Annotated in this window: 20 protein-coding genes and 1 pseudogene; 5 read left to right on the forward strand and 16 right to left on the reverse strand. The window is 70.8% G+C overall.

Annotated elements, in window-relative coordinates:
- The first annotated feature begins 27 nt into the window (after positions 1-27).
- Entirely contained in the window at positions 28-594 is a 567-nt protein-coding gene (locus ACFQPD_RS11660; RefSeq protein ID WP_385900835.1) for a DinB family protein, read from the forward strand.
- Positions 595-1,184: 590 nt separating this feature from the next.
- Here the strand turns inward: ACFQPD_RS11660 and ACFQPD_RS11665 are convergent.
- From ACFQPD_RS11665 to ACFQPD_RS11680, 4 genes are all read right to left on the reverse strand, one after another.
- The gene (locus ACFQPD_RS11665; RefSeq protein ID WP_385900836.1) at positions 1,185-2,633 is read right to left on the reverse strand and encodes a DUF222 domain-containing protein; all 1,449 of its coding nucleotides are present in this window, start codon (positions 2,631-2,633) and stop codon (positions 1,185-1,187) included.
- 863 nt (positions 2,634-3,496) lie between these two features.
- Entirely contained in the window at positions 3,497-4,918 is a 1,422-nt protein-coding gene (locus ACFQPD_RS11670; RefSeq protein ID WP_385900837.1) for an MDR family MFS transporter, read from the reverse strand.
- Positions 4,919-4,969: 51 nt separating this feature from the next.
- Positions 4,970-6,289, reverse strand: a complete 1,320-nt coding sequence (locus ACFQPD_RS11675; protein WP_385900838.1) for a DUF4921 family protein — start codon at positions 6,287-6,289, stop codon at positions 4,970-4,972.
- A gap of 37 nt (positions 6,290-6,326) precedes the next feature.
- Complete coding sequence (locus ACFQPD_RS11680) at positions 6,327-7,247, reverse strand: heme o synthase (RefSeq protein WP_332061137.1); 921 nt, start codon at positions 7,245-7,247, stop codon at positions 6,327-6,329.
- A gap of 161 nt (positions 7,248-7,408) precedes the next feature.
- Between ACFQPD_RS11680 and ACFQPD_RS11685 the strand changes: the two genes are divergently transcribed.
- The 4 genes from ACFQPD_RS11685 (at position 7,409) to pgl (ending at position 11,923) form a co-directional block, all read left to right on the forward strand.
- Positions 7,409-8,671 (forward strand): transposase family protein, encoded by a 1,263-nt coding sequence (locus ACFQPD_RS11685; RefSeq protein ID WP_385900840.1) that lies wholly within the window; start codon positions 7,409-7,411, stop codon positions 8,669-8,671.
- A gap of 72 nt (positions 8,672-8,743) precedes the next feature.
- The gene (gene zwf / locus ACFQPD_RS11690) at positions 8,744-10,273 is read left to right on the forward strand and encodes a glucose-6-phosphate dehydrogenase (RefSeq protein WP_385900841.1); all 1,530 of its coding nucleotides are present in this window, start codon (positions 8,744-8,746) and stop codon (positions 10,271-10,273) included.
- 13 nt (positions 10,274-10,286) lie between these two features.
- Positions 10,287-11,189: a glucose-6-phosphate dehydrogenase assembly protein OpcA gene (locus ACFQPD_RS11695; protein WP_385900842.1), complete on the forward strand. Its 903-nt coding sequence runs from the start codon at positions 10,287-10,289 to the stop codon at positions 11,187-11,189.
- 2 nt (positions 11,190-11,191) lie between these two features.
- Complete coding sequence (gene pgl, locus ACFQPD_RS11700; RefSeq protein ID WP_385900844.1) at positions 11,192-11,923, forward strand: 6-phosphogluconolactonase; 732 nt, start codon at positions 11,192-11,194, stop codon at positions 11,921-11,923.
- 10 nt (positions 11,924-11,933) lie between these two features.
- On the opposite strand, the gene ACFQPD_RS11705 is transcribed toward pgl, so the two are convergent.
- From ACFQPD_RS11705 to uvrC, 12 genes and pseudogenes are all read right to left on the reverse strand, one after another.
- The gene (locus tag ACFQPD_RS11705) at positions 11,934-12,290 is read right to left on the reverse strand and encodes an RNA polymerase-binding protein RbpA (protein ID WP_385900845.1); all 357 of its coding nucleotides are present in this window, start codon (positions 12,288-12,290) and stop codon (positions 11,934-11,936) included.
- A 47-nt stretch (positions 12,291-12,337) separates the two neighbouring features.
- Positions 12,338-12,598: a preprotein translocase subunit SecG gene (secG, locus tag ACFQPD_RS11710; protein ID WP_228383387.1), complete on the reverse strand. Its 261-nt coding sequence runs from the start codon at positions 12,596-12,598 to the stop codon at positions 12,338-12,340.
- 115 nt (positions 12,599-12,713) lie between these two features.
- On the reverse strand, positions 12,714-13,493 hold the full coding sequence (gene tpiA / locus ACFQPD_RS11715; RefSeq protein ID WP_385900847.1) for a triose-phosphate isomerase: 780 nt from the start codon (positions 13,491-13,493) through the stop codon (positions 12,714-12,716).
- Positions 13,493-14,707: a phosphoglycerate kinase gene (locus ACFQPD_RS11720; protein ID WP_385900848.1), complete on the reverse strand. Its 1,215-nt coding sequence runs from the start codon at positions 14,705-14,707 to the stop codon at positions 13,493-13,495. Before ACFQPD_RS11720 ends, tpiA begins: the two co-directional genes overlap by 1 nt.
- A 100-nt stretch (positions 14,708-14,807) precedes the next feature.
- Positions 14,808-15,803: a type I glyceraldehyde-3-phosphate dehydrogenase gene (gene gap / locus ACFQPD_RS11725; RefSeq protein ID WP_078920262.1), complete on the reverse strand. Its 996-nt coding sequence runs from the start codon at positions 15,801-15,803 to the stop codon at positions 14,808-14,810.
- 121 nt (positions 15,804-15,924) lie between these two features.
- Complete coding sequence (whiA, locus tag ACFQPD_RS11730; protein ID WP_078920261.1) at positions 15,925-16,908, reverse strand: DNA-binding protein WhiA; 984 nt, start codon at positions 16,906-16,908, stop codon at positions 15,925-15,927.
- Between the two features lie 34 nt (positions 16,909-16,942).
- Complete coding sequence (yvcK, locus tag ACFQPD_RS11735; protein ID WP_385900851.1) at positions 16,943-17,890, reverse strand: uridine diphosphate-N-acetylglucosamine-binding protein YvcK; 948 nt, start codon at positions 17,888-17,890, stop codon at positions 16,943-16,945.
- Positions 17,887-18,742: pseudogene (gene rapZ, locus ACFQPD_RS11740) on the reverse strand (RNase adapter RapZ); the annotation flags it as partial. The gene yvcK and the pseudogene rapZ, both read right to left, overlap by 4 nt.
- A 64-nt stretch (positions 18,743-18,806) precedes the next feature.
- The gene (locus ACFQPD_RS11745) at positions 18,807-19,427 is read right to left on the reverse strand and encodes a CbiQ family ECF transporter T component (protein ID WP_385900853.1); all 621 of its coding nucleotides are present in this window, start codon (positions 19,425-19,427) and stop codon (positions 18,807-18,809) included.
- Entirely contained in the window at positions 19,424-20,119 is a 696-nt protein-coding gene (locus ACFQPD_RS11750; protein ID WP_385900854.1) for an energy-coupling factor ABC transporter ATP-binding protein, read from the reverse strand. Before ACFQPD_RS11750 ends, ACFQPD_RS11745 begins: the two co-directional genes overlap by 4 nt.
- On the reverse strand, positions 20,116-20,709 hold the full coding sequence (locus ACFQPD_RS11755; protein ID WP_385900855.1) for a biotin transporter BioY: 594 nt from the start codon (positions 20,707-20,709) through the stop codon (positions 20,116-20,118). The genes ACFQPD_RS11750 and ACFQPD_RS11755 overlap by 4 nt, the downstream gene beginning before the upstream one ends.
- A gap of 68 nt (positions 20,710-20,777) precedes the next feature.
- On the reverse strand, positions 20,778-22,697 hold the full coding sequence (gene uvrC / locus ACFQPD_RS11760) for an excinuclease ABC subunit UvrC (RefSeq protein ID WP_385900856.1): 1,920 nt from the start codon (positions 22,695-22,697) through the stop codon (positions 20,778-20,780).
- Positions 22,698-22,724 lie beyond the last annotated feature (27 nt).

The following is a 22,724-nucleotide window of genomic DNA, read 5'->3' on the forward strand; positions in this document are numbered from 1 at the left end:
GGGCCGGAGCGTGGGCAGAATGGGCCGATGGACATCCAAGAGATCCTGCTGGACTACCTCCGCTCCACCCGGGAGGGGCTGCTGTGGAAGGCCGCGGGCCTGAGCGAGCGCGAGCTGCGCCTTCCCCGCACCCCGACGGGGACGAACCTGCTGGGGCTCATCAAGCACTGCGCCGGTGTCGAGCACGGCTACCTGGTGGACTGTTTCGGGCGAACCTCGACGGTGACGCTGACCATGCCCGACTTCGATGCCGACCCGAATGCCGACATGTACGCCGGGCCGGACGAGAGCGCGGCCGACCTCATCGACCTGTACCGGCGGGTCGGCGAGGCCGTGGAGGAGTCGGTGCGCTCGATGGACCTGACCACTCCGGGGCATGTGCCCTGGTGGGGTGAGCGGGGTGCGACGACGCTCGGCCGGGTTCTGGTGCATGTGCTCGCGGATGTGTCGCGGCATGCGGGGCAGGCCGACATCCTGCGCGAGGAGATCGACGGTGTCGCGGGGCTGGCGCCCGGCAACGGCAATCTGTGGGAGCCCGCCGACGGATGGGAGGCGCACGTCCGGCGCCTGACCGCTCTGGCCGACGGCGCCTGAGGAAGCGCCCGCCCGCGGAGCCGCCCCTTCTCGTTCGCTGAGGTCGCGCCTGTCCGTTCGCTGAGGTCGTGTGCTCGTTCGCTGAGGTCGCGTGCTCGTTCGCTGAGGTCGCGCCCGGTGCGGAGCACCCGGGCGAGTCTCGAAGCCGACGCCAACCCGCTCGCTGAGGTCGCGCCCGACGGCGGAGCCGTCCGGGCGAGTCTCGAAGCCGACGCCACCCCGCTCGCTGAGGTCGCGCCCGACGGCGTAGCACCCGGGCGAGTCTCGAAGCCGACGCCACCCCGTTCGCTGAGGTCGCGCCCGGTGCGGAGCACCCGGGCGAGTCTCGAAGCCGACGCCACCCCGTTCGCTGAGGTCGCGCCCGGTGCGCAGCACCCGGGCGAGTCTCGAAGCCGACGCCTTCCCGTTCGCTGAGGTCGCGCCCGGTGCGTAGCACCCGGGCGAGTCTCGAAGCCGACGCCGCAGGCGTCGATCCCCCAACCCCGCTCGCTGCGGTCGTGCCTGTCCGCTCGCTGAGGTCGCGCCCCGACGGCGGAGCCGTCCGGGCGAGTCTCGAAGCCGACGCCGCAGGCGTCGAGCCCCAAGGGTCGTCAGGTGCCGTCGCCCCAGATGGCGGCGGAGCGGTGGATGAGGTCGTCCAGGTCCGGCCGGTCGGCATCGGACGAGTCCGTCTCGGGATGGTCGACGTCAGGTGGGTCGGTGTCTGGCGGGTCGCCGTCTGGGCAGGGTGGTGCCCCGGAGCGGATCTGTTGGAGTCGGAAGCGGCGGTGCTGCCGCGGGCGTCTGGCGGGATCGATATGCCGCGGTGGGGTGAACCACGGCAGCCCGGTCACCGGATCCAGATCCACCCGCCACTGCGAGGCCTCGGACTGCAACGGATCGGGCTCCACCAGGCGGTGATGGTGGGGACAGAGCAAGACCCCGTTTCCTAGCCGGGTCTCGCCGCCTTGCCACCAGGGGATGATGTGATGCGCCTCACAGCACGCCGGGGTGGCCGCACAGCCGGGGAATGCGCACCCACCGTCGCGCTGCATCAGCGCTGCACGCAGGCCGGGAGTGAACGTGCGGTAGGTGCGGCCGACATCCAGCAGTCGAGATGGTCCGCCCAGCACGACGGGAATGATGCCGGCGTCACAGGCCAGGCGGCGCACTTCGCCGGCGGTCAGGCCGTCGATGTCGTCGACGCCGATCAGCCCGGCCTTGCCGAGGCCGGTGGTGAGGGTGTCGAGGTCGAGGGTGACGTGCACCTGGGGCCTGTCCCCGCCATGCCTGGGCAGCGTTCCGGTGTTGGCGGCTTTCTGGGTGAGCAGGACCAGCGCGTCGGCACGCCTGGCGTCGCGGGACGGGGCTTCGCCGGTGGCGGTGTAGGTGGAGGCGTCCGGCATCAAGGCGTCCAGTTGCGCGGTGAGGAGGGCTGCGTCGGAGACCGGGAGTTGGCCGGTGATGCGCATCGAGCCGTGGTAGTCCGGCGCCACGCGCAGGAACCGACCCCGATGGGCGGAGGCTTCCTCCCGCGCCAAGCGCTTCGCGTCATCCACATCGGCCTGATCCGGGTCGATGATCTCGACCAGCCGCGCCGCGAGGACCCGCAACTCGCTGGGTCCGAGGGTGTCGACGTGGTGCAGGATCTCCTCCTCGCAACGGGCCAGCTCCGCGCGGGTCAATCGCCCGGGGAGTTTCCGCAGGCCGGTGACGATGGCGTCGGCCTGCGCCAGCGAGATCGAGCCGTCGTTGAGGGCGGCGCCGATCAGCGGGAAGCGGTCGCACAGGTCCTGCGCGAGCCGCAACGATGCGGTGGCTTGGGCGGGGGTGGTGCGCACCGACTGCCGCACCCCGTCGATCACGGCCTCCGCCCCGGCCAGCTTCGCCTCATGCAGGAGATGGAGGCGGAGACCGGCCAATTGCGCTTCGGCTTCCGTGACCGCGGCGACGAGGCCGGCGAGGCGGTCAGCTGGGGTGTCGTCGGTGGTGAGTGTCAGCGCGGCTTCCCAGAGTGCAGCGATGGATCGCTGCATCTGCTCGCGCATGGAATCACTCATGTGACCTATTCTCACAACGGCCACTGACAATTTCGGATCGCCGGCGTGGTCCAGGGATCGACGCCTGCGGCGTCGGCTTCGAGACTCGCCCGGACGGCTCCGCCGTCGGGCGCGACCTCAGCGAACGGGGTCGGCACGCGACCTCAGCGAACGGGGTCGGCACGCGACCTCAGCGTACGGGCCGCCCTCACCAGCACGACACGCCGTCGAACTCCGCCATCAACGCCCTCAACCGCCCCCGAGCCCGAGCAAGGCTGCCATCCGTGCTGCGCGCGGGGGATCGACGCATGCGGCGTCGGCTTCGAGACTCGCCCGGGTGCTTCGCACCGGGCGCGACCTCAGCGAACGGGGCGGCGTCGGCTTCGAGACTCGCCCGGACGGCTCCGCCGTCGGGCGCGACCTCAGCGAACGGGGTGTGGCGCGACCTCAGCGAACGAGACTGGCGCGACCTCAGCGAACGGGCCGCCTTCACCAGCACGACACGCCGCCGAACTCCACCCTCAACCCCCTGGACCGGCGCCGGGCCCGAGTGTGGCTGCTATTCGTGCTGGGGTCGGGGGGATCGACGCCTGCGGCGTCGGCTTCGAGACTCGCCCGGATGATCCGCACCGGGCGCGACCTCAGCGAACGGGTGCGCGACCTCAGCGAACGGGTCCAGGGATCGACGCCTGCGGCGTCGGCTTCGAGACTCGCCCGGATGCTCCGCACCGGGCGCGACCTCAGCGAACGGGTGCGCGACCTCAGCGAACGGGTCCAGGGATCGACGCCTACGGCGTCGGCTTCGAGACTCGCCCGGGTGCTCCGCACCGGGCGCAACCTCAGCGAGCGGGTGCGCGACCTCAGCGAACGGGGCAGGCGGGGGTTCAGTGCGCGGCGGGGAGCGGGGCCGGGTCTCCGTCGGGGCGACGCAGGAACGGGGCCGCGACCACCGCCACGGTCCAGATCGCGCCCGCGGCGAGGAACGCCCACCGGGCGCCGGCGACCATCGCCTCAGCCTCCCCGCCGGGCGCGGCCGCGGACTGCACCGCGAAGATCGTCACGAACACGGCCGTACCCGCCGCCCCCGCGACCTGCTGCACCGTGCCCACGACGGCGGAGCCGTGCGAGTACAGCGGGCGCGGCAGCGACCCCAGCGCCACGGTGAACAGCGGTGTGAACATGGCCGCGAAGCCCATGCTCATCACCACGTGCCCGAGCGTGACCGCCCACCACGGCGTGGCGAGACTGATCGTCGCGAAGAACGCGAACACCCCCATGACGACCAGGCTGGCGGGCACGACGAGCGCCCTCGGCCCGACCCGGTCGTACAGCCGGCCGATCGCCGGCGACAGCAGGCCCATCGCGACACCACCCGGCAGCAGCATCAACCCCACCTGAAGCGGCGCCATCCCGAACGCCCGCTGCAGGATCAGCGGCAGCATGATCACGGTCCCGAACAGCGCCATCATCGCGACGGCCATGATCAGCACGGCGACCGTGAACGTCCGGTGCGTGAACGTCCGCAGATCCAGCAGCGGCGCGCCGGATCCCTGCAGACTGTGCTGGCGCCACACGAACGCCGCCAGCCCGGCGAGCCCGACGGCGATGGCCGCAGCCGGCACCCACGCGGCCACAGCGTCGGACCCGACGGTGCTCAGCCCGTAGACCAGCGGGCCGAAGGCCAGGACCGTCAGCGGCACCGACATCACATCCAGCGGGGTCCGGCTCGCCTCCCCGACGTTGACCAGCCGGCTCCTGCCCAGCACCAGCATCAGCAGCGCGATGGGCAGCATCACCCAGAAGATCACGCGCCACGTGGCCACCTGCAGGATGAGCCCTGACATCGTGGGGCCGACGGCGGGCGCCACGGAGATGACCATCGACACGTTGCCCATCACCCGGCCGCGGTGGTCGCCAGGAACGAGCCGCATGATGGTGGTCATCAGCAGCGGCAGCATGATCGCCGTGCCCGAGGCCTGGATCACGCGGCCGGCCACGAGCAGGGTGAAGTCCGGCGCCACGGCGCAGGCCAGGGTGCCGGTGCTGAACATGGCCATGGCGAGGGTGAACACGGTCCGGGTGGGCAGCCGGTCCAGGAGCCATCCGGTGACGGGGATGACCACGGCCATGGTGAGCATGAACGCGGTGGTCAGCCACTGGGCGGTGCGCTCGGTCACGCCGAGGTCCGTCATGATCGAGCTGAGGGCGACGTTCATCGTCGTCTCGTTGAGGATCACGACGAACGCCGCGACGAGAAGGATGGGGATCACCCCGCGCGTGGCGGATGGCGTCGTCTCGGTGGTCACGGCTGGTGGTCCCTTCGTCGCGGCCCGGCCCCACCGGCACGGCGGGCGGACCTAGGTGCGGTAGCGCAGGGGGTCGGGACGGCCACTGGCCTCGTCCCCGATCGCCAGCCCCGCAGCCAGGAGCCCGCGGTCGCGGAGTACGAGGAGCGCGGTGACGACCCGGTCACGCAGCGTAGCCGGTGCGACGGTGTTGAGGTAGATGCTGGTGGCGCCCTCGAACCCGGCGAGCGTGGAGACGCGCCACTTCAGGTTGACCCGCCACGGCATGGCCTCCGCGACGTCGAGGGGCCGGTAGTGCCACTCCTCGTTGGTGGGCACGCCCGGTCCGGTCGCGGCATGCATGGCGTGGATCATGTCCGACATGCCGCGCATCTCGGCTGCCCCCAACGCCCACGGATGTGACGCCGCCGCCGTCGAGTAGATCTCGATGGTCGGGAAGCGGTGCCCGTAGCCGGCGAACGCGATCGCGTGGTCGCTCTCGGCGATGATGAGTCCCAGGCGGGCCGCGTGGTTGGGGCCGGCCTCGTTGAACAGGTTGGGGTTGGCGCGGAGTCGGCCCAGGGTCGCCTGGTGCTGCGCGCCGTGCTCGTCGATGGTCACGAGTTGCTTGTGCAGGTGGTCGAACGAGGCGCCCGCGGGCTTGAGCCAGTTCTGGAACACCGTGACGTACCGGGCGTGCGGGTTGAGGTCGTAGGCCATGCGCGCCGACTCGATGGTGTAGGCGATGAACCGCTCGTGTTCCTCTGGGGTCAGCGTCCCCGACGACGCCAGCTGCGAGTCGTCGACCGCACCGTGGACGAAGTGGCGTCGGGCGACGATGAGGTCGTGGCCCCCGCCGAAGAACCCCGACGCCAACGCGAGCCGCTCCGATTCCGGCAGCCCCGCAATGGCCGCGTCGTCCAGCCCCGACGCCCGCAGCTTCGCGGCGACGACCCCCAGGACGTGGGACCGTCCCGCCGGAGTCGCGAGGTAGGCGTCGCGGCGGTCGCGGACGCGGGCGGGCAGCTCGAATCCGTAGTTGCGGTGCCAGTAGTCGAAGCCCAGGATCTCGAAGAGGTTGGGCACCCGGCGGAATTCCGCGACGGTGGCGAACAGCTCCTCCGCCGGCGTCCGGTACAGCGTTCGCCACCCGTCGCCAGAGCGGACCACGCGCGACTTCTCGGGCGGGGTCTCCAGGTAGCGCGCGGGGCAGAACGCGCACCGGTGGTCGTGGTCGGCGGGACCGAGCGGGGCGGCGGGCGTCGCGGTCACGCCGAGGGGTCGGTTCGCGCGCCCCGCGACCGTCCACACCTCGGTGCCGGTGAAGGGGTTGACCTGCTTGACGGTGCCGTCGCTGAGCACCGTGACGTAGTCGGGCTCCCGCCGCTGCATGCGCCCGACGATACTGCGCGGCGGGCGGAGGCGCGGCTCAGAAGAGCAGCGGGTCGACGGCGACCGCCAGGAACAGCAGCGCCAGGTAGGTGTTGCTCAGGTGGAACAGGCGCATCGCCTTGAGCTGCGGTCCGTCGGCGCCCGCGCGGGCCCGCCGCCAGAGCGCCACCGCCTCCGCGATGAACACCGCGCCGAGGACGGCCGCGACGACCGGGTACAGCGGCCCCGTCGGCGTCACCGGCCACAGCAGCAGCGACACCGCGACGGTGGCCAGCGTGTACCAGAAGATCTGCGCGGCCACCCGCGGCGGCGTCGACACCACCGGCAGCATCGGCACCCCGGCCGCGGCGTAGTCGTCGCGGTACCGGAACGCCAGCGCCCACGTGTGCGGCGGCGTCCAGAGGAACACCACGGCGAACAGGATCAGGGGGGCCCAGTCGACGCGGCCGGTGACGGCCGTCCAGCCGATGAGCGGCGGGAAGCACCCGGCGATGCCGCCCCACACGATGTTCTGCCAGGTGCGGCGCTTCAGCCACATGGTGTAGACGAAGACGTAGAAGGCGTTGGCCGCCAGCGCCAGGACCGCTGAGAGCCAGTTCGCGCCGAACCCCAGGATCAGCGTGGCGAGGACGGCCAGGACCCCACCGAAGACCAGGGCGTGGCTGGTGGACACCTGGTGCCGCGGTACGGGCCGGCGCCGGGTGCGGCGCATGATCTCGTCGATGTCGGCGTCGAGCACGCAGTTGAAGGTGTTCGCCGAGGCCGCGGCGAACATGCCGCCGATCATGGTGACGAGGATGAGCTGCCACGGCGGCAGGCCGCCCGCGGCGAGGAACATCGCGGGAGCTGTGGTGACCAGGAGCAACTCGATGATGCGAGGCTTGGTCAGCGCGACGTACGCCTTCACGACGTCCCAGAAGCGCGCCCCCGAGGATGCGGCGACGGAGCTGACGGCCACACGCACCCCATTTCCCGACGAATTTGCTCCCGGCAGTCTACCCCGGTGGCGCAGCGCCGCCCAACGCCCGAGTTGACTCACGCTAGATGCCCGCGTAGGTCGAGTCGTTGACTCATCCAAGGATGCCCGCGTAGCGGCACGCTACCGGGATGGAGTTGACGATGGCTCAGCGTAAGGCGATCACCGCTGCCCAGGCGAGGGCGTGGCCGAAGGCGACCAAATCGGAGAAAGCAGCGATCCTGGACGCGGTGGTGCAGGTCACCGGCTGGCACCGCGACCACGCCCGCAAGATGCTGCGCCGAGCCGCGGCCGGCGACCCGCCGACACCACGCACCCCGCGAGAACCGGTGCGCCGCTACAACGCCGACGTCACCCAAGCCCTGGTGCGGTGCTGGGCCCTGCTCGACGGGATCGCCTCGAAACGCCTCGCGGCAGCCTTGCCACGGCTGCTGGCCGCGCTGGAACGCCTCGACCGACTCGAGATGAGCGTCGAGGCCCGTGACCAACTCCTGACCATGTCCCCCGCCACCATGGACCGGCACCTGCAGCCGTACCGGCAAGGACTGATCGCTGCAAACGGCATCGCTCACACCAAACCCGGCTCGTTGTTGAAGTCCTCGATCCCACTCAAGACCTGGGCCGAGTGGAACGACACCGAACCCGGGTTCATCGAGATCGACCTGGTCGGCCACGAAGGCGGCGACAACAACGGCGCCTTTCACTACAGCCTCAACGCCACCGACATCGCGACCGGCTGGACCGAAACCTGCACCGTCAAGAGCAAGGGCGAACGCATCGTCGCCGCTGGCCTCGACCAACTCATCAACCGATTCCCGTTCCTGATCCTGGGAATCCACTCCGACAACGGATCCGAGTTCATCAACCACCACCTCGCCCGCTACTGCGAGCTCCGCCAGATCACCTTCACCCGCGGCCGGCCCTCCCACTCCAACGACCAAGCCCACATCGATCAAAAGAACTGGTCGATCGTGCGCCGCGCCGTCGGCTACTGGCGCTACGACACCGCCCGCGAACTTGACCTCCTCAACCACCTCTGGCCCGCCTGGAACACCCGCAACAACCTGCTGATGCCCAGCCAGAAACTGATCTCGAAAACCCGCCACGGCGCGAAAGTCACCAAACGCCACGACACCGCCACAACCCCAGCCGACCGGCTCCTTCGCGACCACCCCGACACGCTCACCCCAGCCGAGCACGCTGCCCTCCACGACCGCCTCGACACCGTCGACCCCATCGAACTCGGCGACCAGATCGCTGTGATCCAAGGCAACCTGCTCGAACTCGCCAAACGCCGCGGAGCCGTCCAGCGACGCGCGAAACGCAACCACGTCTACCTCTCCCGCACCAAAATCACGCGGGCATCTTCAGATGAGGCAACGACTCAAACCAAGCGGGCATCTTGACATGAGGCAACGGGACGCCGCGGCCGCGGACCCATTCCCCCCACCACGGCGGCGGAGATAGGGTGGGCGACGATGAACAGCTACGTGAACCCCCTGCGCGACCCCCAGGACCGGCGCCTGCCCCGCATCGCCGGGCCCTGCGTGCTCGTCATCTTCGGCGTGACCGGTGATCTGTCGCGCAAGAAGCTAATGCCCGCCGTCTACGACCTCGCCAACCGCGGCATGCTCCCGCCCGGCTTCGGGCTGGTGGGCTTCGCCCGCCGCGACTGGGCCGACCAGGACTTCGCGCAGGTGGTCCACGACGCCGTCAAGGAGAACGCGCGCACCCCCTTCCGCGAGGAGGTGTGGGAGCAGCTGCTCGAGGGCATCCGCTTCGTGCCCGGGACGTTCGACGACGACCAGTCCTTCGAGCGCCTCCGCGACACCATCCGCGACCTCGACACCGCCCGCGGCACCGGCGGCAACCACGCCTTCTACTTGTCGATCCCGCCGTCGAGCTTCGAGCAGGTGATGACACAGCTGCGCCGGCACGGCATGACGGAGCGGCACGAGGGCAACTGGAACCGGGTGGTCATCGAGAAGCCGTTCGGGCACGACCTGAAGTCGGCCCGCGAGCTCGACGACGTCGTGTCGGTCCTGTTCGAGCCGCACGAGGTGTTCCGCATCGACCACTACCTGGGCAAGGAGACGGTGCAGAACATGTTGGCGCTGCGCTTCGCCAACCAGATGTTCGAGCCGATCTGGAACAACCACTACGTGAGCCACGTCGAGATCACCATGGCCGAGGACATCGGGATCGGTGGGCGCGCCGGCTACTTCGACGGCATCGGCATCGCGCGCGACGTCATTCAGAACCATCTCCTCCAGCTGCTGGCCCTGACCGCCATGGAGGAGCCGACGTCCTTCGAGGCCAGCCAGCTGCGCGCCGAGAAGCAGAAGGTGCTCGCCGCCGCCCGCGTGCCCGACCGCTACGACCTGCACACTGCCCGCGGCCAGTACGCCGCCGGCTGGCAGGGCGGCCGGCCGGTCATCGGGTACCTCGAGGAGGACGGCGTCTCACCTGGATCGACCACCGAGACCTACGCCGCCATGCGCGTCGACATCGACAACCGGCGCTGGGCCGGGGTGCCGTTCTATCTGCGCGCCGCCAAACGGATGCCGCGCCGCGTCACCGAGGTGGCGCTGAGCTTCAAGCGCGCCCCCCACCTGCCCTTCACGGCCACCGACACCGAGGAGCTGGGCACCAACGCCCTCGTGATGCGGATCCAGCCCGACGAGGGCGTGACGCTGCGGTTCGGGGCGAAGGTCCCCGGCACCCAGATGGAGATCCGCGAGGTGAGTATGGATTTCGGCTACGGCGGCTCCTTCACCGAGTCGTCGCCCGAGGCCTACGAGCGGCTGATCCTCGACGTCCTGCTGGGCGACCCGCCGCTGTTCCCGCAACAGGAGGAGGTCGAGCTCAGCTGGAAGATCCTGGACCCGGTCATCGAGTACTGGGCCTCGCTCAAGCAACAGCCAGAACAGTACGCATCCGGCACGTGGGGCCCCGCCTCCGGGCGCGAGATGCTGGCCCGCGACGGCTTCAGCTGGCGCAGGCCGTGAGGAGGACGCACGCATGATCATCGAACTGACCGACACGTCGTCGCGGGACGTCGCCGCCGCGCTCATCAACGCCAAGCGCACCGCCGGGGCGAGCGGCATGGTGCTCACCCTGCTCATCGTCACCGAGGACGACCACTTCGAGGAGGTCCTCTCGGCCGCGAAGGCGTCCGCGACGGCGCATCCGTCGCGGGTCATCGTCGTCACCTACATCGACGAGGGGCCGTCGCGGCTCGACGCCAGCATCGAGATCGGCGAGGGCATGCCCGGTGACCTCGTTGTGCTGCGCCTGCACGGGGAGCTGCGCCACCACGCCGACTCCATCTGCCTGCCGCTCCTGCTGCCGGACTCCCCCACCATCGCCTGGTGGCCGAACGATGCCCCCGACCACCTCGCGGAGGATCCCATCGGAGGGCTCGCGGACCGGCGCATCACCGACGCCGCCGGCTGCCGCGACCCGCAGGACGCGCTGCTGCGCCGGGCCCGGAACCACTCCCCCGGCGACACCGACCTGACGTGGACGAGGCTCACCCGCTGGCGCGCGCTGCTCGCCGCCGCCCTGGACCAGAGCCAGGCCGAGGTCACGGGCGCGCTGGTGGTCTCCGCCCCAGACAACGCCCCCGCCACCCTGCTGGCCGCGTGGCTGAGCGACCGGCTGGCCATCCCCGTCGAGCGGTTCGACGGCGAGCATCCGGGGGTCAACGAGGTGCGGCTGACCACGACGGAGGGCGACGTCACCGTCCGCCGCGTCGCGGAGGGCACCGCGATCTACCAGGTGCCGCACCAGCCGCAGCGCACGGTCGCCCTGCGCCGCCGCCCGCTGACGGACCTGCTCACCGAGGAGCTGCAGCGCATGGACGCCGACGACATCTTCGAGGCGGCCACCCGCCGCCTGGTGGCCGACGCCGAGGGACGCTGACCATGTATCGGCGCGTCGTACGGATGCCCGAGGCCGACGAGGTGAGCGACCTCGTCGCCCGCCGGCTCCTGGAGCGGCTGATCGGGCTGCAGGACGTCCAGCCGATCGTGCACGTGTGTCTGACGGGCGGCAACGCGGCCAACGCCATGTACGAGCGGTTCGCGGAGCTCGCCGAGGGGTCGGCGCTCGACGCGGCGAAGCTGCAGCTGTGGTGGGGCGACGAACGCTTCGTGCCGGCCACCGACCCGGACCGCAACTCGCTGCAGGCGGTGTCGCGGCTGGCGCGCACCGTCTCGATCAAGTCCGCCGACACGCACATGATGGCGGCCAAGGACGGGCGCAAGGACTCGCACGAGTGCGCCGCCGAGTACGAGGCCGAGCTCGGCGCGACCCACTTCGACGTCACGCTGCTGGGGGTGGGTGAGGACGGCCACGTCGCGTCGATCTTCCCGGGTCATCCCAGCTTCGAGCCCACGACCCGCAACGTGATCGGCGTCACCGACGCGCCGAAGCCGCCGGCGGAACGGATCTCGTTGACCATCCCGGCGCTCAACCGGTCCACCGAGATGTGGGTGATGGCCACCGGGCCCGGAAAGTCCGAGGCCATCGCGCGGGCTCTGGCCGGAGACGAGCGGCTCCCCGCGGCACATGTCCACGGGGAGGTCGCGACCTACTGGTACCTCGACGACGAGGCGGCCGCGGGCCTGCCGGAGCAGTTCCGCTGCGGCCTGTGACCCCGAAGGGTCAGTAGATGATCTCGCCGGCGGCGCGACGCGCACGCAGCGCGCTGACGGCCTCGGCCAGGATCTGGGCGGCCTCGGCGTCGGAGCGGCGCTCCTTCACGTAGGCGAGGTGCGTCTTGTAGGGGACGATCCTCGGCGGCGGCGGCGGGTTGTCCGCGTCGGTGTTCGCCGGGAGTCCGCAGCGCGGGCAGTCCCACGACTCCGGGATCTGCGCGTCCATGGAGAACGCGGGGCGCGTCACGTGCCCGCTGGCGCAGAAGTACGAGACGTGGAGCCGGGGCGCGGAATCCCCGCGCTCGGCCTCACCCATGGGACCGGCGCCGACCCGGCTGCCGCGAATGGCGTTGCCACCTGCCACTTTGTTTATCTCCTCAGACGTCGGTGATTGGGAAAGGACTCGTACCGTCAGGCGCCGATGCGGTACAGCACCAGCAGTCCGACGATCGTGAGCAGCCACGTGAGCGACAACACGACCGTGATCCGGTCGAGTCTGCGCTCCGCCGTCGACACTCCGCCCATGGAGGTCGACATGCCGCCGCCGAACAGATCGGACATGCCCCCGCCACGACTCTTGTGGAGGAGCACGGTGGCCGCGAGGAGAACACTCAGCACGATCACGATGATGGAGAGCGTCGTCACCGGCCAGGACACGAGGGGGACAATCACGCGCCCAAGACTATCCGACCGGCCCCTGGATTCCACATTCGCCCCCCCGCCGTCCACCCCGGACATGCGAAACGGCGCGGGACACCACAGGATCCCGCGCCGTCAGGCGTCTGGCTCAGAGCTGGTAGAACCGCACGATCGCCGCGAACTCCTCGGGCTTGAGGCTCGCGCCGCCGACGAGCGCACCGTCGACGTCCGGCTTGGCCATGATCTGCGCGACGTTGTCAGCCTTCACGGAGCCGCCGTACTGGATGCGGACGGCCTCGGCCGTCGGCTCGTCGTACAGCGCGGCGACCTCCTGACGGATGGCCCCACATACCTCCTGCGCGTCCTCGGGGGTCGCCACCTCGCCGGTGCCGATCGCCCAGACGGGCTCGTAGGCGATGACGAGCCCGGCCACCTGCTCGGCCGTGAGGCCGGCGAGGGTGCCGCGGACCTGCTCGAGGGTGTACTCGACGTGACGGCCTTCCTTGCGGATGTCCAGACCCTCACCGACGCAGATGATCGGCGCGATGCCCGCGGCCAGGGCCTTGGCAGCCTTGGCGTTGATGATCTCGTCGGTCTCGCCGAAGTACTGGCGGCGCTCCGAGTGGCCGACGACCACGTAGCTCACACCGAGCTTGGCGAGCATCGCCGCGGAGATCTCGCCGGTGTAGGCCCCGTTGTCGTGCTGGGACACGTTCTGGGCCCCGAGCTGGAATGGGAGACGGTCGCCGTCGATGAGCGTGCGCACGGTGCGCAGGGCGGTGAACGGCGGGATGAGCACGGCCTCGGACTTGGCCGGGTCGTAGTCCTTGTCGAGCAGCGCGTAGTGGATCTTCTCGACCAGGCCGGTCGCCTCGATGTGGTCGACGTTCATCTTCCAGTTGCCGGCCATGATGGGCTTGCGGGTCATCAGTTGTCCTCCTCCAGAACGGAAATCCCGGGGAGCTCCTTGCCCTCCAGGAACTCGAGCGACGCACCACCGCCGGTCGAGATGTGGCCGAACGCGTCGTCGGCGTAGCCGAGGACGCGGACCGCCGCGGCCGAGTCGCCGCCACCGACGACCGACAGCCCGTCGACCTCGGTGAGGGCCTGCGCCACCGCGGCCGTGCCGTGCGAGAGCGCCTCGATCTCGAACACGCCCATGGGGCCGTTCCAGAAGACCGTCCGGGCGCCCTTGATCGCGTCGGCGAACAGCTGCTCGGTCTCGGGGCCGATGTCGAGGCCCTGCTTGCCGGCCGGGATGTTCGCGGACGACACGACCTCGACGTCGCCCTTGGTCTGGCGGGCGTCGAAGTCCATGCCGTCGGCGACGCGCACGTCGACGGGCAGCAGGATCTGCTTGCCGGCCTGGCGGGCCTGCTCGAGGTAGTCGAGGCAGGTCTGCAGGTTCGACTCGTCGAGCAGCGAGTCGCCGATCTCGTGACCCTGGGCCTTGAGGAAGGTGAAGGCCATGCCGCCGCCGATGACCAGCGTGTCCGCGACCTTGAGCAGGTTGTCGATGACCGCGAGCTTGTCGGCCACCTTCGCGCCGCCCAGGACGACGACGTAGGGGCGCTCGGGGCTCTCGGTGAGCTTCCGCAGGACGCCGACCTCCTTGGCGACCAGGAACCCGGCCGCGTTCGGCAGCAGCTTGGCGACGTCGTAGACGGACGCCTGCTTGCGGTGCACGACACCGAAGCCGTCGGAGACGAACAGGTCGCCGAAGGCCGCGTACTTGGCGGCCAGCTCCTGGCGGGCCGCCTCGTCCTTCGACTCCTCGGCGGGCTCGAAGCGCACGTTCTCGAGCAGGGCGACGTCGCCGTCACCCAGCGCCTCGACGGTGGCCTTGGCGGACTCGCCGACGACGTCGCCGGCCAGCTTCACGTCCACGCCGAGCAGCTCGCTGAGCCGCGCCGCGACCGGAGCGAGGGAGTACTTGGGGTTCGCCTCGCCCTTCGGGCGGCCCAGGTGGGCCATGACGACGACCCGGGCGCCGGCCTCGCGCAGCGTGGTGAGCGTCGGCAGCGCGGCGCGGATGCGGCCGTCGTCGGTGATGTTCTTGTCAGCGTCCAGCGGGACGTTGAAGTCGCACCGGATGAGGACCCGCGTGCCGGAGAGATCGCCGAGATCTGCGACAGACTTCATGGTTGACCTTTCTTGGAAGGTGTCAGAGGGGTAGACGACGGCCCTGCGACCCCACGCGGGGGGCACAGGGCCGTCATTCAGACCACGAGGGCGCGGTGGATCAGAGCTTCGAGCCGACCAGGACGGTCAGGTCGACGAGGCGGTTGGAGTAACCCCACTCGTTGTCGTACCAGCCGAGCACCTTGACCTGGTTGCCGATCACCTTGGTCAGCTTGGCGTCGAACACGCAGGAGGCGGGATCCGTCTCGATGTCCTTGCTCACGATCTCGTCCTCGGTGTAGACGAGGACCTTGCCGTCGGCCGCCTTCTTGATGATCTCGTTGATCTCCTCGACGGTGGTCTCACGGGCGGCCTCGAAGGTGAGGTCGGTCGCGGAGCCGGTCGGGGTGGGCACGCGCATGGCGTAGCCGTCCAGCTTGCCCTTGAGCTCGGGGAGCACGAGGGACACAGCCTTGGCGGCACCGGTGGTGGTGGGCACCATGTTGAGGGCCGCGGCGCGCGAGCGACGCAGGTCCTTGTGCGGGCCGTCCTGCAGGTTCTGGTCCTGCGTGTACGCGTGGATGGTGGTCATGAGGCCCTTGACGATGCCGATGCCGTCGTTGAGCGCCTTGGCCATCGGGGCGAGGCAGTTGGTCGTGCAGGACGCGTTGGAGATGATGTTGTGCGCGGCGGCGTCGTACTTGTCGTCGTTGACGCCCATCACGATCGTGATGTCTTCGTTCTTGGCCGGGGCCGAGATGATGACCTTCTTGGCCCCGGCGGCGATGTGCGCCTGGGCCTTGGTGGCGTCGGTGAAGAAGCCGGTGGACTCGATGACGATGTCGACGCCGAGGTCGCCCCAGGGGAGCTGGGCCGGATCCTTCTCGGCGAAGGCCTTGATCTCCTTGCCGTCGACGGTCAGAGCGTTGTCGTCGTAGCTGATCTCGCCCGGGAAGCGACCCAGGATCGAGTCGTACTTGAGGAGGTGGGCGAGCGTCTTGTTGTCGGTCAGGTCGTTGACGGCGACGACATCAAGATCGGCACCCGACGCGACCAGCGCGCGGAAGAAGTTACGGCCGATGCGGCCGAAGCCGTTGATTGCAACCTTAACGGTCATGAGGAAATCGATCCCTTTCAGCTACCTTGCACCTTGAAGGCGCATACGGACAGGTTCATCCTATCCAGTCCGCCCGGCAATCACTATGGGGGGTCCCAATTGTCCCCGGGCCCCCGCCCGGTCAGTCGTCGTCGCGCAGCTCGGCGGGGAGCCCGGCCTCGGTGCTGGGGATCCCGCGCTCCTCCGCCACCTTGTCGGCGGTGGCCAGCAGCCGGCGGATGCGGCCCGCGATGGCGTCCTTCGTCAGCGGCGGCTCGTGCAGCCGCCCGAGCTCCTCGAGGCTCGCCTGGCGGTGCGCGAGCCGCAGTTGGCCGGCGTGGTGCAGGTGCTCCGGCACGTCGTCGCCGAGGATTTCGAGCGCGCGTTCGACGCGGGCGCTGGCGGTGACGGCGGCCTGGGCGGAGCGCCGCAGGTTGGCGTCGTCGAAGTTGGCCAGCCGGTTGACGCTGGCGCGCACCTCGCGTCGCTTGCGGCGCTCGTCCCACAGGATGCGGGTGGCGCCGGCGCCCATGCGGGTGAGCAGGTCGCCGATGGCGTCGCCGTCGCGGATGACGACGCGCTCGACGCCGCGCACGTCGCGGGACTTGACGGTGATGCCGAGGCGGCGGGCGCCGCCCACCAGGGCGAGGGCCGCCTCGGAGCCGGGGCAGGTGATCTCCATGGCCATCGAGCGGCCGGGCTCGGTGAGGGAGCCGCGGGCCAGGAAGGCGCCGCGCCACATCGCGACGGCGTCCGCGGGCGAGCCGCCGACGACGGCGGGCGGCAGGCCGCGGACGGGGCGCCGGTGCTGGTCGACCAGGCCGCTGAGGCGGGCCAGTTGTTCGCCGTCGCGGACCACGCGCAGCGTGTAGCGGGGGCCCCGCCGGACGCCGGAGCCGTTGATGACCAGCAGTTCGCTGTCGACGTGGTAGAGCTCGGTGATGAAGGTGCGCAGGCGGCGGGCGGCGGCGCCCGTGTCGAGTTCGGCCTCGACGACGATGCGGCCACCGACGAGATGCAGCCCGCCGGCGAACCGGAGCATGGTGGCGACCTCGGCTCGACGCACCGACGGGTGCGGCGCCAGCACGCTCGCCAGCTCGGACTTCACCTTCTGCGTCAGGGCCATGCGCGCAGTCTGCCACACACAGCCAATCGCCTTCTCAGGCGCCGATGACCTCGCTGAAGACCGCCGCGAGCCGATTGGGGTCGTGGGTGGCCGACCCGTCGCGGGCGTGGACGTCCGCCGTCACCAGCTGCCCCCCGAGCGAGCGGACGTAGCTGTCGAGGTGGTGATCGGAGTCGGCGAACCTGCTGTCGGCGATGACCACATCGAAGGTCAGGCCGGGCGCGTGCTCGGCCAGAAGCTCGATGTGCCGCGACGCGGAGAACCCGTCGGTCTCCTCCGCCGGCGCAATGTTGAGCACCAGGATGCGCTGGGCGGAGCTGTCCAGCACGGCGCGGGCCAAATCCGGCACCAGCAGGTGCGGGATGACGCTCGTGAACCAGGAGCCGGGGCCGAGCACGATGCTGTCGGCGTGCCGGACAGCGTCGAGGACGGCCGGATGCGCCGGGGGCCGGTCCGGGATGAGCCGCACCGCCTGGACGGTCGCCCGGGTCTTGGCCACCGTCGCCTGGCCCGACAGCGTGCACACCTCGTCGGGGGCGAAGGGGTCGAGGCCCAGCACGTCGGCCTCGATCTCCAGCGGCACGGCGCTCATCGGCAGGACGCGGCCGCGGGTGCGGAGGAGATCGCCCACCATGTCGAGGCCCTCGACGGGGTCGCCCAGCTGCTGCCAGAGGCCCGCGATGAGGAGGTTGCCGATGGCGTGGCCGCCGAGGGGGCCGTCGCCGCGGAAGCGGGCCTGGAGGACGCTGGCCCAGGTCCGGCCGACGTGGTCGTCGGAGCACAGCGCCGCGAGCGCCATGCGCAGGTCCCCGGGCGGGAGGATGTCGAACTCTTGCCGCAGCCGGCCCGACGACCCGCCGTCGTCGGCGACCGTGACGACGGCGGTCAGCCGGTCCGTCACGCGCCGCAGCGCGGTGAGCGAGGCCGCGAGGCCGTGCCCGCCGCCGAGCGCGACGACCCGCGGGAGTTCGTGCAGGCTCATTCCTTGCCCAGGTCCCGGTGCAGCACGGTGGTGGGGAAACCCTGCGCGCGCAGGCGGACGGCCAGCTCCTCGGCCATGGACGTGGAGCGGTGCTTGCCGCCGGTGCAGCCGATGGCGACGGTGACCTGGCGCTTGCCCTCGGACAGGTAGCCGGGCGCGACGCCGGTGAGCAGGTTCACCATGGCGTCCTGGAACTTCTGGGCCGCGTCGTGCTTGAGGACGTACTGCGCGACGTCCTTGCTCAGGCCGGACTTCGGCCGGAGCTCGGGGATCCAGTGCGGGTTGGGCAGGAAGCGGACGTCGAAGACCATGTCGGCGTCGATCGGGACCCCGTTCTTGAAGCCGAAGGAGATCAGCGCGATCTTCAGCGCGTCGCTGGCCTCGTCGCCGAAGTGGTTGGCCACGCGCTGCGTGAGCTGCCGGGCCGAGAGATAGGTGGTGTCGACGACGATGTCGGCGTCCGCGCGCAGGTCCGCCAGGAGCCGGCGTTCCCGCTCGATGCCCTCGATGAGGCGGTCGCCGCCCTGCAGCGGGAGCGGGCGCCGGTTGGACTCCTGCCGGCGGACGATGACGTCGTCGGCGGCCTCCAGGAACACCGTGGTGACCGTCGCACCTTCCGCCTTGAGCCGCGCTATCGCGTCGGGGAGCTGTTCGAACTGTTCGCGCGAGCGCACGTCGGCGACGACGGCGATGCGCGTCACCCCGAAGCCGCGCAGGGTGGCGCCGAGCTCGGGGATCATGACGGGAGGGAGGTTGTCGACGACGTACCAGCCGAGGTCCTCCATCATGTGCGCCGCCGTGCGCCGTCCCGCGCCGGACATGCCGGTGATGAGGGCGAACTCTTGGGGTGCGTCGGTCATGCTGCCCAGCCTAGTGCCCGGCCCGGCTGGGGTCGGGTGAGCGTCGCGCGCGCCGGTCAGTCGTCGCCGGGGAGGCCGCGGGCGTGCAGCGCCTCGCCGGTGCGCTCCGCGTACGCCACCGCCCCCACGATCACGGGGGTCAGCAGCAGCGCCGGGTTGCGGTCGCGGCCCCGGGCGCGGGCGGCGTCGCGGGCGTCGTCGATCGAGCCGATGAGGTACGGCACCGAGCGGATCATCAACGCGACGGCGAGCGCCACCTGCCGCGGGTCGATCCGCACCCAGCGCAGCGGGCCGAGCGCGCGGCCGAGCGCGTCCATCAGTACCGGGGTCGACGTCGTGAGCGTCAGCATCCGCGCGGCCAGGACGGCGACGAGGATGGTCCCCGACTGCACGACCGCCGCGGCCGGGTTGAACGACACCAGGTGGTAGGCGGCCATCACCAGCAGCAGGATCCACAGCACCCACCCGATCCGCAGCGCGCGCACCGGGCCGATGCCGGAGCTCCCCAGCAGCACCAGGACCGCGGCCAGCGCCGCGACCGTCACCCCCCAGTGCCCCCACACCAGCGGCGGCACCGTCACGAGGAGCAGGAGCAGGTACTTGAGGCCGACGGGGAAGCGGAACAGCCACCCCTCCCCCGGCTCGTAGAGGCCGAGCAGGGAGGAGTGGGCGTTCACACCAGCACCTCCTCGTAGGCGGCCAGGGCGGCGGCGGGCTCCCCGTCGGCGATGACGCGGCCCTCGTGCAGCACCAGGACCCGGTCGGCGTCCGCCGCGACGTCCAGGTCGTGCGTGGAGTAGATCAGCTGCTGGTCGAGCGCCGCGAAGGTGCGGCGCAGGGCGCGCCGGTTGCGCAGGTCCAGCAGCGTCGTCGGTTCGTCCGCGACGAGGATCGCGGGTTCCACGGCCAGCACGCTCGTCAACGCCACCAGCTGGCGCTCGCCGCCGCTCAGGTCGTAGATGCTCTGGTGGGCCAGGTGCCCGAGTCCGCGTTCGTCGAGCAGCTCCTGCGCGCGGCGGGTCCGCTCCCGCTGGCCGCGGATACGCGACCGCAGGCTGAGCTCGACGTCCTCGATGGGCGTCGACATGAGCAGCTGCGCCAACGGGTCGGTGAAGACGAAGCCGACCCGCGACCGCACGGCGCGCGGCTCCTTCACCGTGTCGTGCCCGTCGACGCTGACCGTCCCCGCGGTGGGCAGACGCAGCCCGTTGAGCAGCCGCAGCAGGGTGGACTTGCCCGACCCGTTCGCCCCGACCAGGGCGATCCTCCGCTCCGCCAGGTCCAGGGTGATGTCGCGGAGCAGCACGCGGTCGGCGTCGCCCCGGCGCACGGCCGGGATGACGACGCTGACCCCGCGCAGGCTGATCATCGGCCGAGCAGCCTCGGGAACGCCTTGTGGACGGCGTAGGCCACCAGCGCCGCGACGATCCCCTTAAGGATGTCGCCGGGCCAGAACGCGAGGTCGCTCAGCCAGAGATCGCCGATCGGCTTGCCGACGGCGCGCGCGATCCCGGCGACGCCCAGCGGCCAGATGACGGCCACCCGCACGGCGAAGACGCCGAGGAACAGCCACAGCGGCGTCAGGCGGCTGAGGCCGCGCCGCACCACGAACTGCGCGATGAGGCCGGTGAGGAAGGCCGCGAGGACGAACGACAGCAGGTAACCGCCGGTGGGGCCGACGAGCACCGCGAGCCCTGCCTTGCCGCCCGAGAAGACGGGCAGGCCGGCGAGGCCCACGAGCAGGTACAGGCCGACGGCGGCCGCGCCGCGCCACGCGCCCAGGCACAGCCCTGCGAGGGCCACGCCGAGGGTCTGGAGCGTGATCGGCACGCCGAGGCTGCCGACCGGGATGGGGGGCGTCAGCGCGAGTGCGGCGATGAGGGCGGCGAAGACGGCGACGTAGGCGAGGTCCGACGGGGCGAGGGATCGCGCCCGGACGGCGGCGGGGCTGGTGGTCATGGGGGTCTCCTCGTGAGCGGGGGTGCCACCATCCTGCCCCACGCCTTGAACACTGTTCAAATCGGGGGTCACGTCTCGGTCACCTCCCCCGTCGTCAGGTTGATGGCCTCCCCGCCGGTGCCCGCGACGGCGGCTTTGACGGTCGCCGCGAGCGTGGGCCCGAAGCCCGGCACGGCCGCGATCTCGTCGACGCTGGCCAGCCGCAGTTTGCGCAGGCTGCCGAAGTACGTGAGCAGCGCCTTGCGGCGGATGTTGCCCAGACCCGGCACGTCGTCGAGGACCGACTCGACGACCTGCTTGGCCCGCCGCGCCCGGTGGTGGGTGATCGCGAAGCGGTGGGCCTCGTCGCGGAGGCGCTGCAGTAGATACAGCCCCTCGGAGGCGCGCGGCAGGATCAGCGGGTAGTCCTCGCCGGGCAGCCAGACCTCCTCGAGGCGCTTGGCCAGGCCGCACAGCGCGATCTCGCCGTCGAGGCCCGCCCCGCGCAGGACGGCCGCGGCCGCGTTGACCTGCGGCAGGCCGCCGTCGACGACGATGAGCGCCGGCGGGTACGCGAACTTCGCGGCCTCCCCCGTCGTGGGGTCGACGCGGAGATCCGCCGTCCGGTCGTCGATGAGGCGGCGCAGGCGGCGCTGCAGGACCTCGCTGATGGCGCCGACGTCGTTGGATCCCTCGACGGTCTTGATGATGAAGCGGCGGTACTCGCTCTTGCGCGGCAGCCCGTCCTCGAAAACCACCATGGAGCCGACCACCTCGGAGCCCATGGTGTGCGAGATGTCGTAGCACTCGATGCGCAGCGGGGGCTCGGCCAGCCCGAGGGCGTCGGCCACCTCGTCGAGCGCCGCGCTGCGGGTCGTGAGATCCGAGGCGCGGCGCAGCTTGGCCTGGTCCAGAGCCATGCCGGCGTTCTTGACGGCGGTGTCGAGCAGGGCGCGCTTCTCGCCGCGCAGCGGCACCCGGATGCTGACGCGCGATCCGCGGCGGCGGCTGAGGTCCTCGACGAGCGTGTCCTCCGCCTCCACCGAGGTGAGGATGTGCGGCGGGATCTCCAGGTCGTCGGTGTAGACCTGTTCGAGGAACACCTCGAGGAGCTCGGTGAGCGGGCGGTCGTCGGCGCGGTCGGCGATCCAGCCGCGCTCCCCCAGGATGCGCCCGTCGACGACGTGGAACACCTGGACCGCCACCTGGTGGCCGTCGTCGGCGAACCCCACGACGTCGGCGCGGAGGCCGTCGCTGAGGACCACCGAGTTCTTCTCCTGAACGCGCTTGAGGGCGCCCAGCGAGTCACGCAGGACGGCGGCCCGTTCGAAGTTGAGGTCCGCCGACGCCTGGTACATCTCGCGCTCGATCCGGCCGATGATGCCCCCGGTGTTGCCGCTCATGAAGGCGCAGAAGTCCTCGGCGATCCCGCGGTGCTCGTCCGCGGTGACGCGGCCGACGCACGGGGCCGAGCACTTGCCGATGTCGCCCAGCAGACACGGGCGCCCCGACGACCGGGCCCGGGTGAAGACGCCCTGCGTGCAGGACCGCATGGGGAACACGCGCAGCAGCAGGTCGACGGTCTCGCGGATGGCCCACGCCTGGCCGAAGGGGCCGAAGTACCGGGTGCCGCGCTTCTTGGCCCCGCGTCCGACGAACACGCGCGGATATTCGTCGCTCATGGTGACGGCGAGCCAGGGGTAGGACTTGTCGTCGCGGTACTTGACGTTGAATCGCGGGTCGAACTGCTGGATCCACGTGTACTCGAGCTGCAGCGCCTCCAGCTCGTTGGCCACGACGGTCCACTCGACCTTGGCGGCGGTGCGGACCATCGTCTGGGTGCGGAAGTGCAGCGCCGACGGGTCGGCGAAGTAGGAATTGAGGCGCTGGCGCAGGTTCTTGGCCTTGCCGACGTAGATGACGTTGCCGAACGAGTCGAAGAATCGGTAAACCCCGGGATCGGTGGGGATACTGCCCTGAGGTGGGCGGTAGCTCGCGGGGTCGGCCATGGGGCAAGTCTAAGAGGCGGAGACGAA

Origin of the sequence: Tessaracoccus sp. O5.2 (assembly GCF_964266725.1) — a bacterium.
GTDB classification, from domain to species: Bacteria; Actinomycetota; Actinomycetes; order Propionibacteriales; family Propionibacteriaceae; genus Arachnia; species Arachnia lapidicapta.

Bases quoted from the DNA above. Each gene is read 5' to 3' on its own strand.
- zwf (WP_385900841.1), top strand. From the start codon at position 8,744: ATGAACAGCTACGTGAACCCCCTGCGCGACCCCCAGGACCGGCGCCTG.
- gap (WP_078920262.1), bottom strand. From the start codon at position 15,803: ATGACCGTTAAGGTTGCAATCAACGGCTTCGGCCGCATCGGCCGTAAC.
- uvrC (WP_385900856.1), bottom strand. From the start codon at position 22,697: ATGGCCGACCCCGCGAGCTACCGCCCACCTCAGGGCAGTATCCCCACC.
- ACFQPD_RS11695 (WP_385900842.1), top strand. From the start codon at position 10,287: ATGATCATCGAACTGACCGACACGTCGTCGCGGGACGTCGCCGCCGCG.
- ACFQPD_RS11665 (WP_385900836.1), bottom strand. From the start codon at position 2,633: ATGAGTGATTCCATGCGCGAGCAGATGCAGCGATCCATCGCTGCACTC.
- pgl (WP_385900844.1), top strand. From the start codon at position 11,192: ATGTATCGGCGCGTCGTACGGATGCCCGAGGCCGACGAGGTGAGCGAC.
- tpiA (WP_385900847.1), bottom strand. From the start codon at position 13,493: ATGACCCGCAAGCCCATCATGGCCGGCAACTGGAAGATGAACGTCGAC.
- ACFQPD_RS11750 (WP_385900854.1), bottom strand. From the start codon at position 20,119: ATGATCAGCCTGCGCGGGGTCAGCGTCGTCATCCCGGCCGTGCGCCGG.
- ACFQPD_RS11720 (WP_385900848.1), bottom strand. From the start codon at position 14,707: ATGAAGTCTGTCGCAGATCTCGGCGATCTCTCCGGCACGCGGGTCCTC.
- yvcK (WP_385900851.1), bottom strand. From the start codon at position 17,890: ATGAGCCTGCACGAACTCCCGCGGGTCGTCGCGCTCGGCGGCGGGCAC.
- ACFQPD_RS11660 (WP_385900835.1), top strand. From the start codon at position 28: ATGGACATCCAAGAGATCCTGCTGGACTACCTCCGCTCCACCCGGGAG.
- ACFQPD_RS11755 (WP_385900855.1), bottom strand. From the start codon at position 20,709: ATGACCACCAGCCCCGCCGCCGTCCGGGCGCGATCCCTCGCCCCGTCG.
- ACFQPD_RS11675 (WP_385900838.1), bottom strand. From the start codon at position 6,289: ATGCAGCGGCGGGAGCCCGACTACGTCACGGTGCTCAGCGACGGCACC.
- ACFQPD_RS11685 (WP_385900840.1), top strand. From the start codon at position 7,409: ATGGCTCAGCGTAAGGCGATCACCGCTGCCCAGGCGAGGGCGTGGCCG.
- whiA (WP_078920261.1), bottom strand. From the start codon at position 16,908: ATGGCCCTGACGCAGAAGGTGAAGTCCGAGCTGGCGAGCGTGCTGGCG.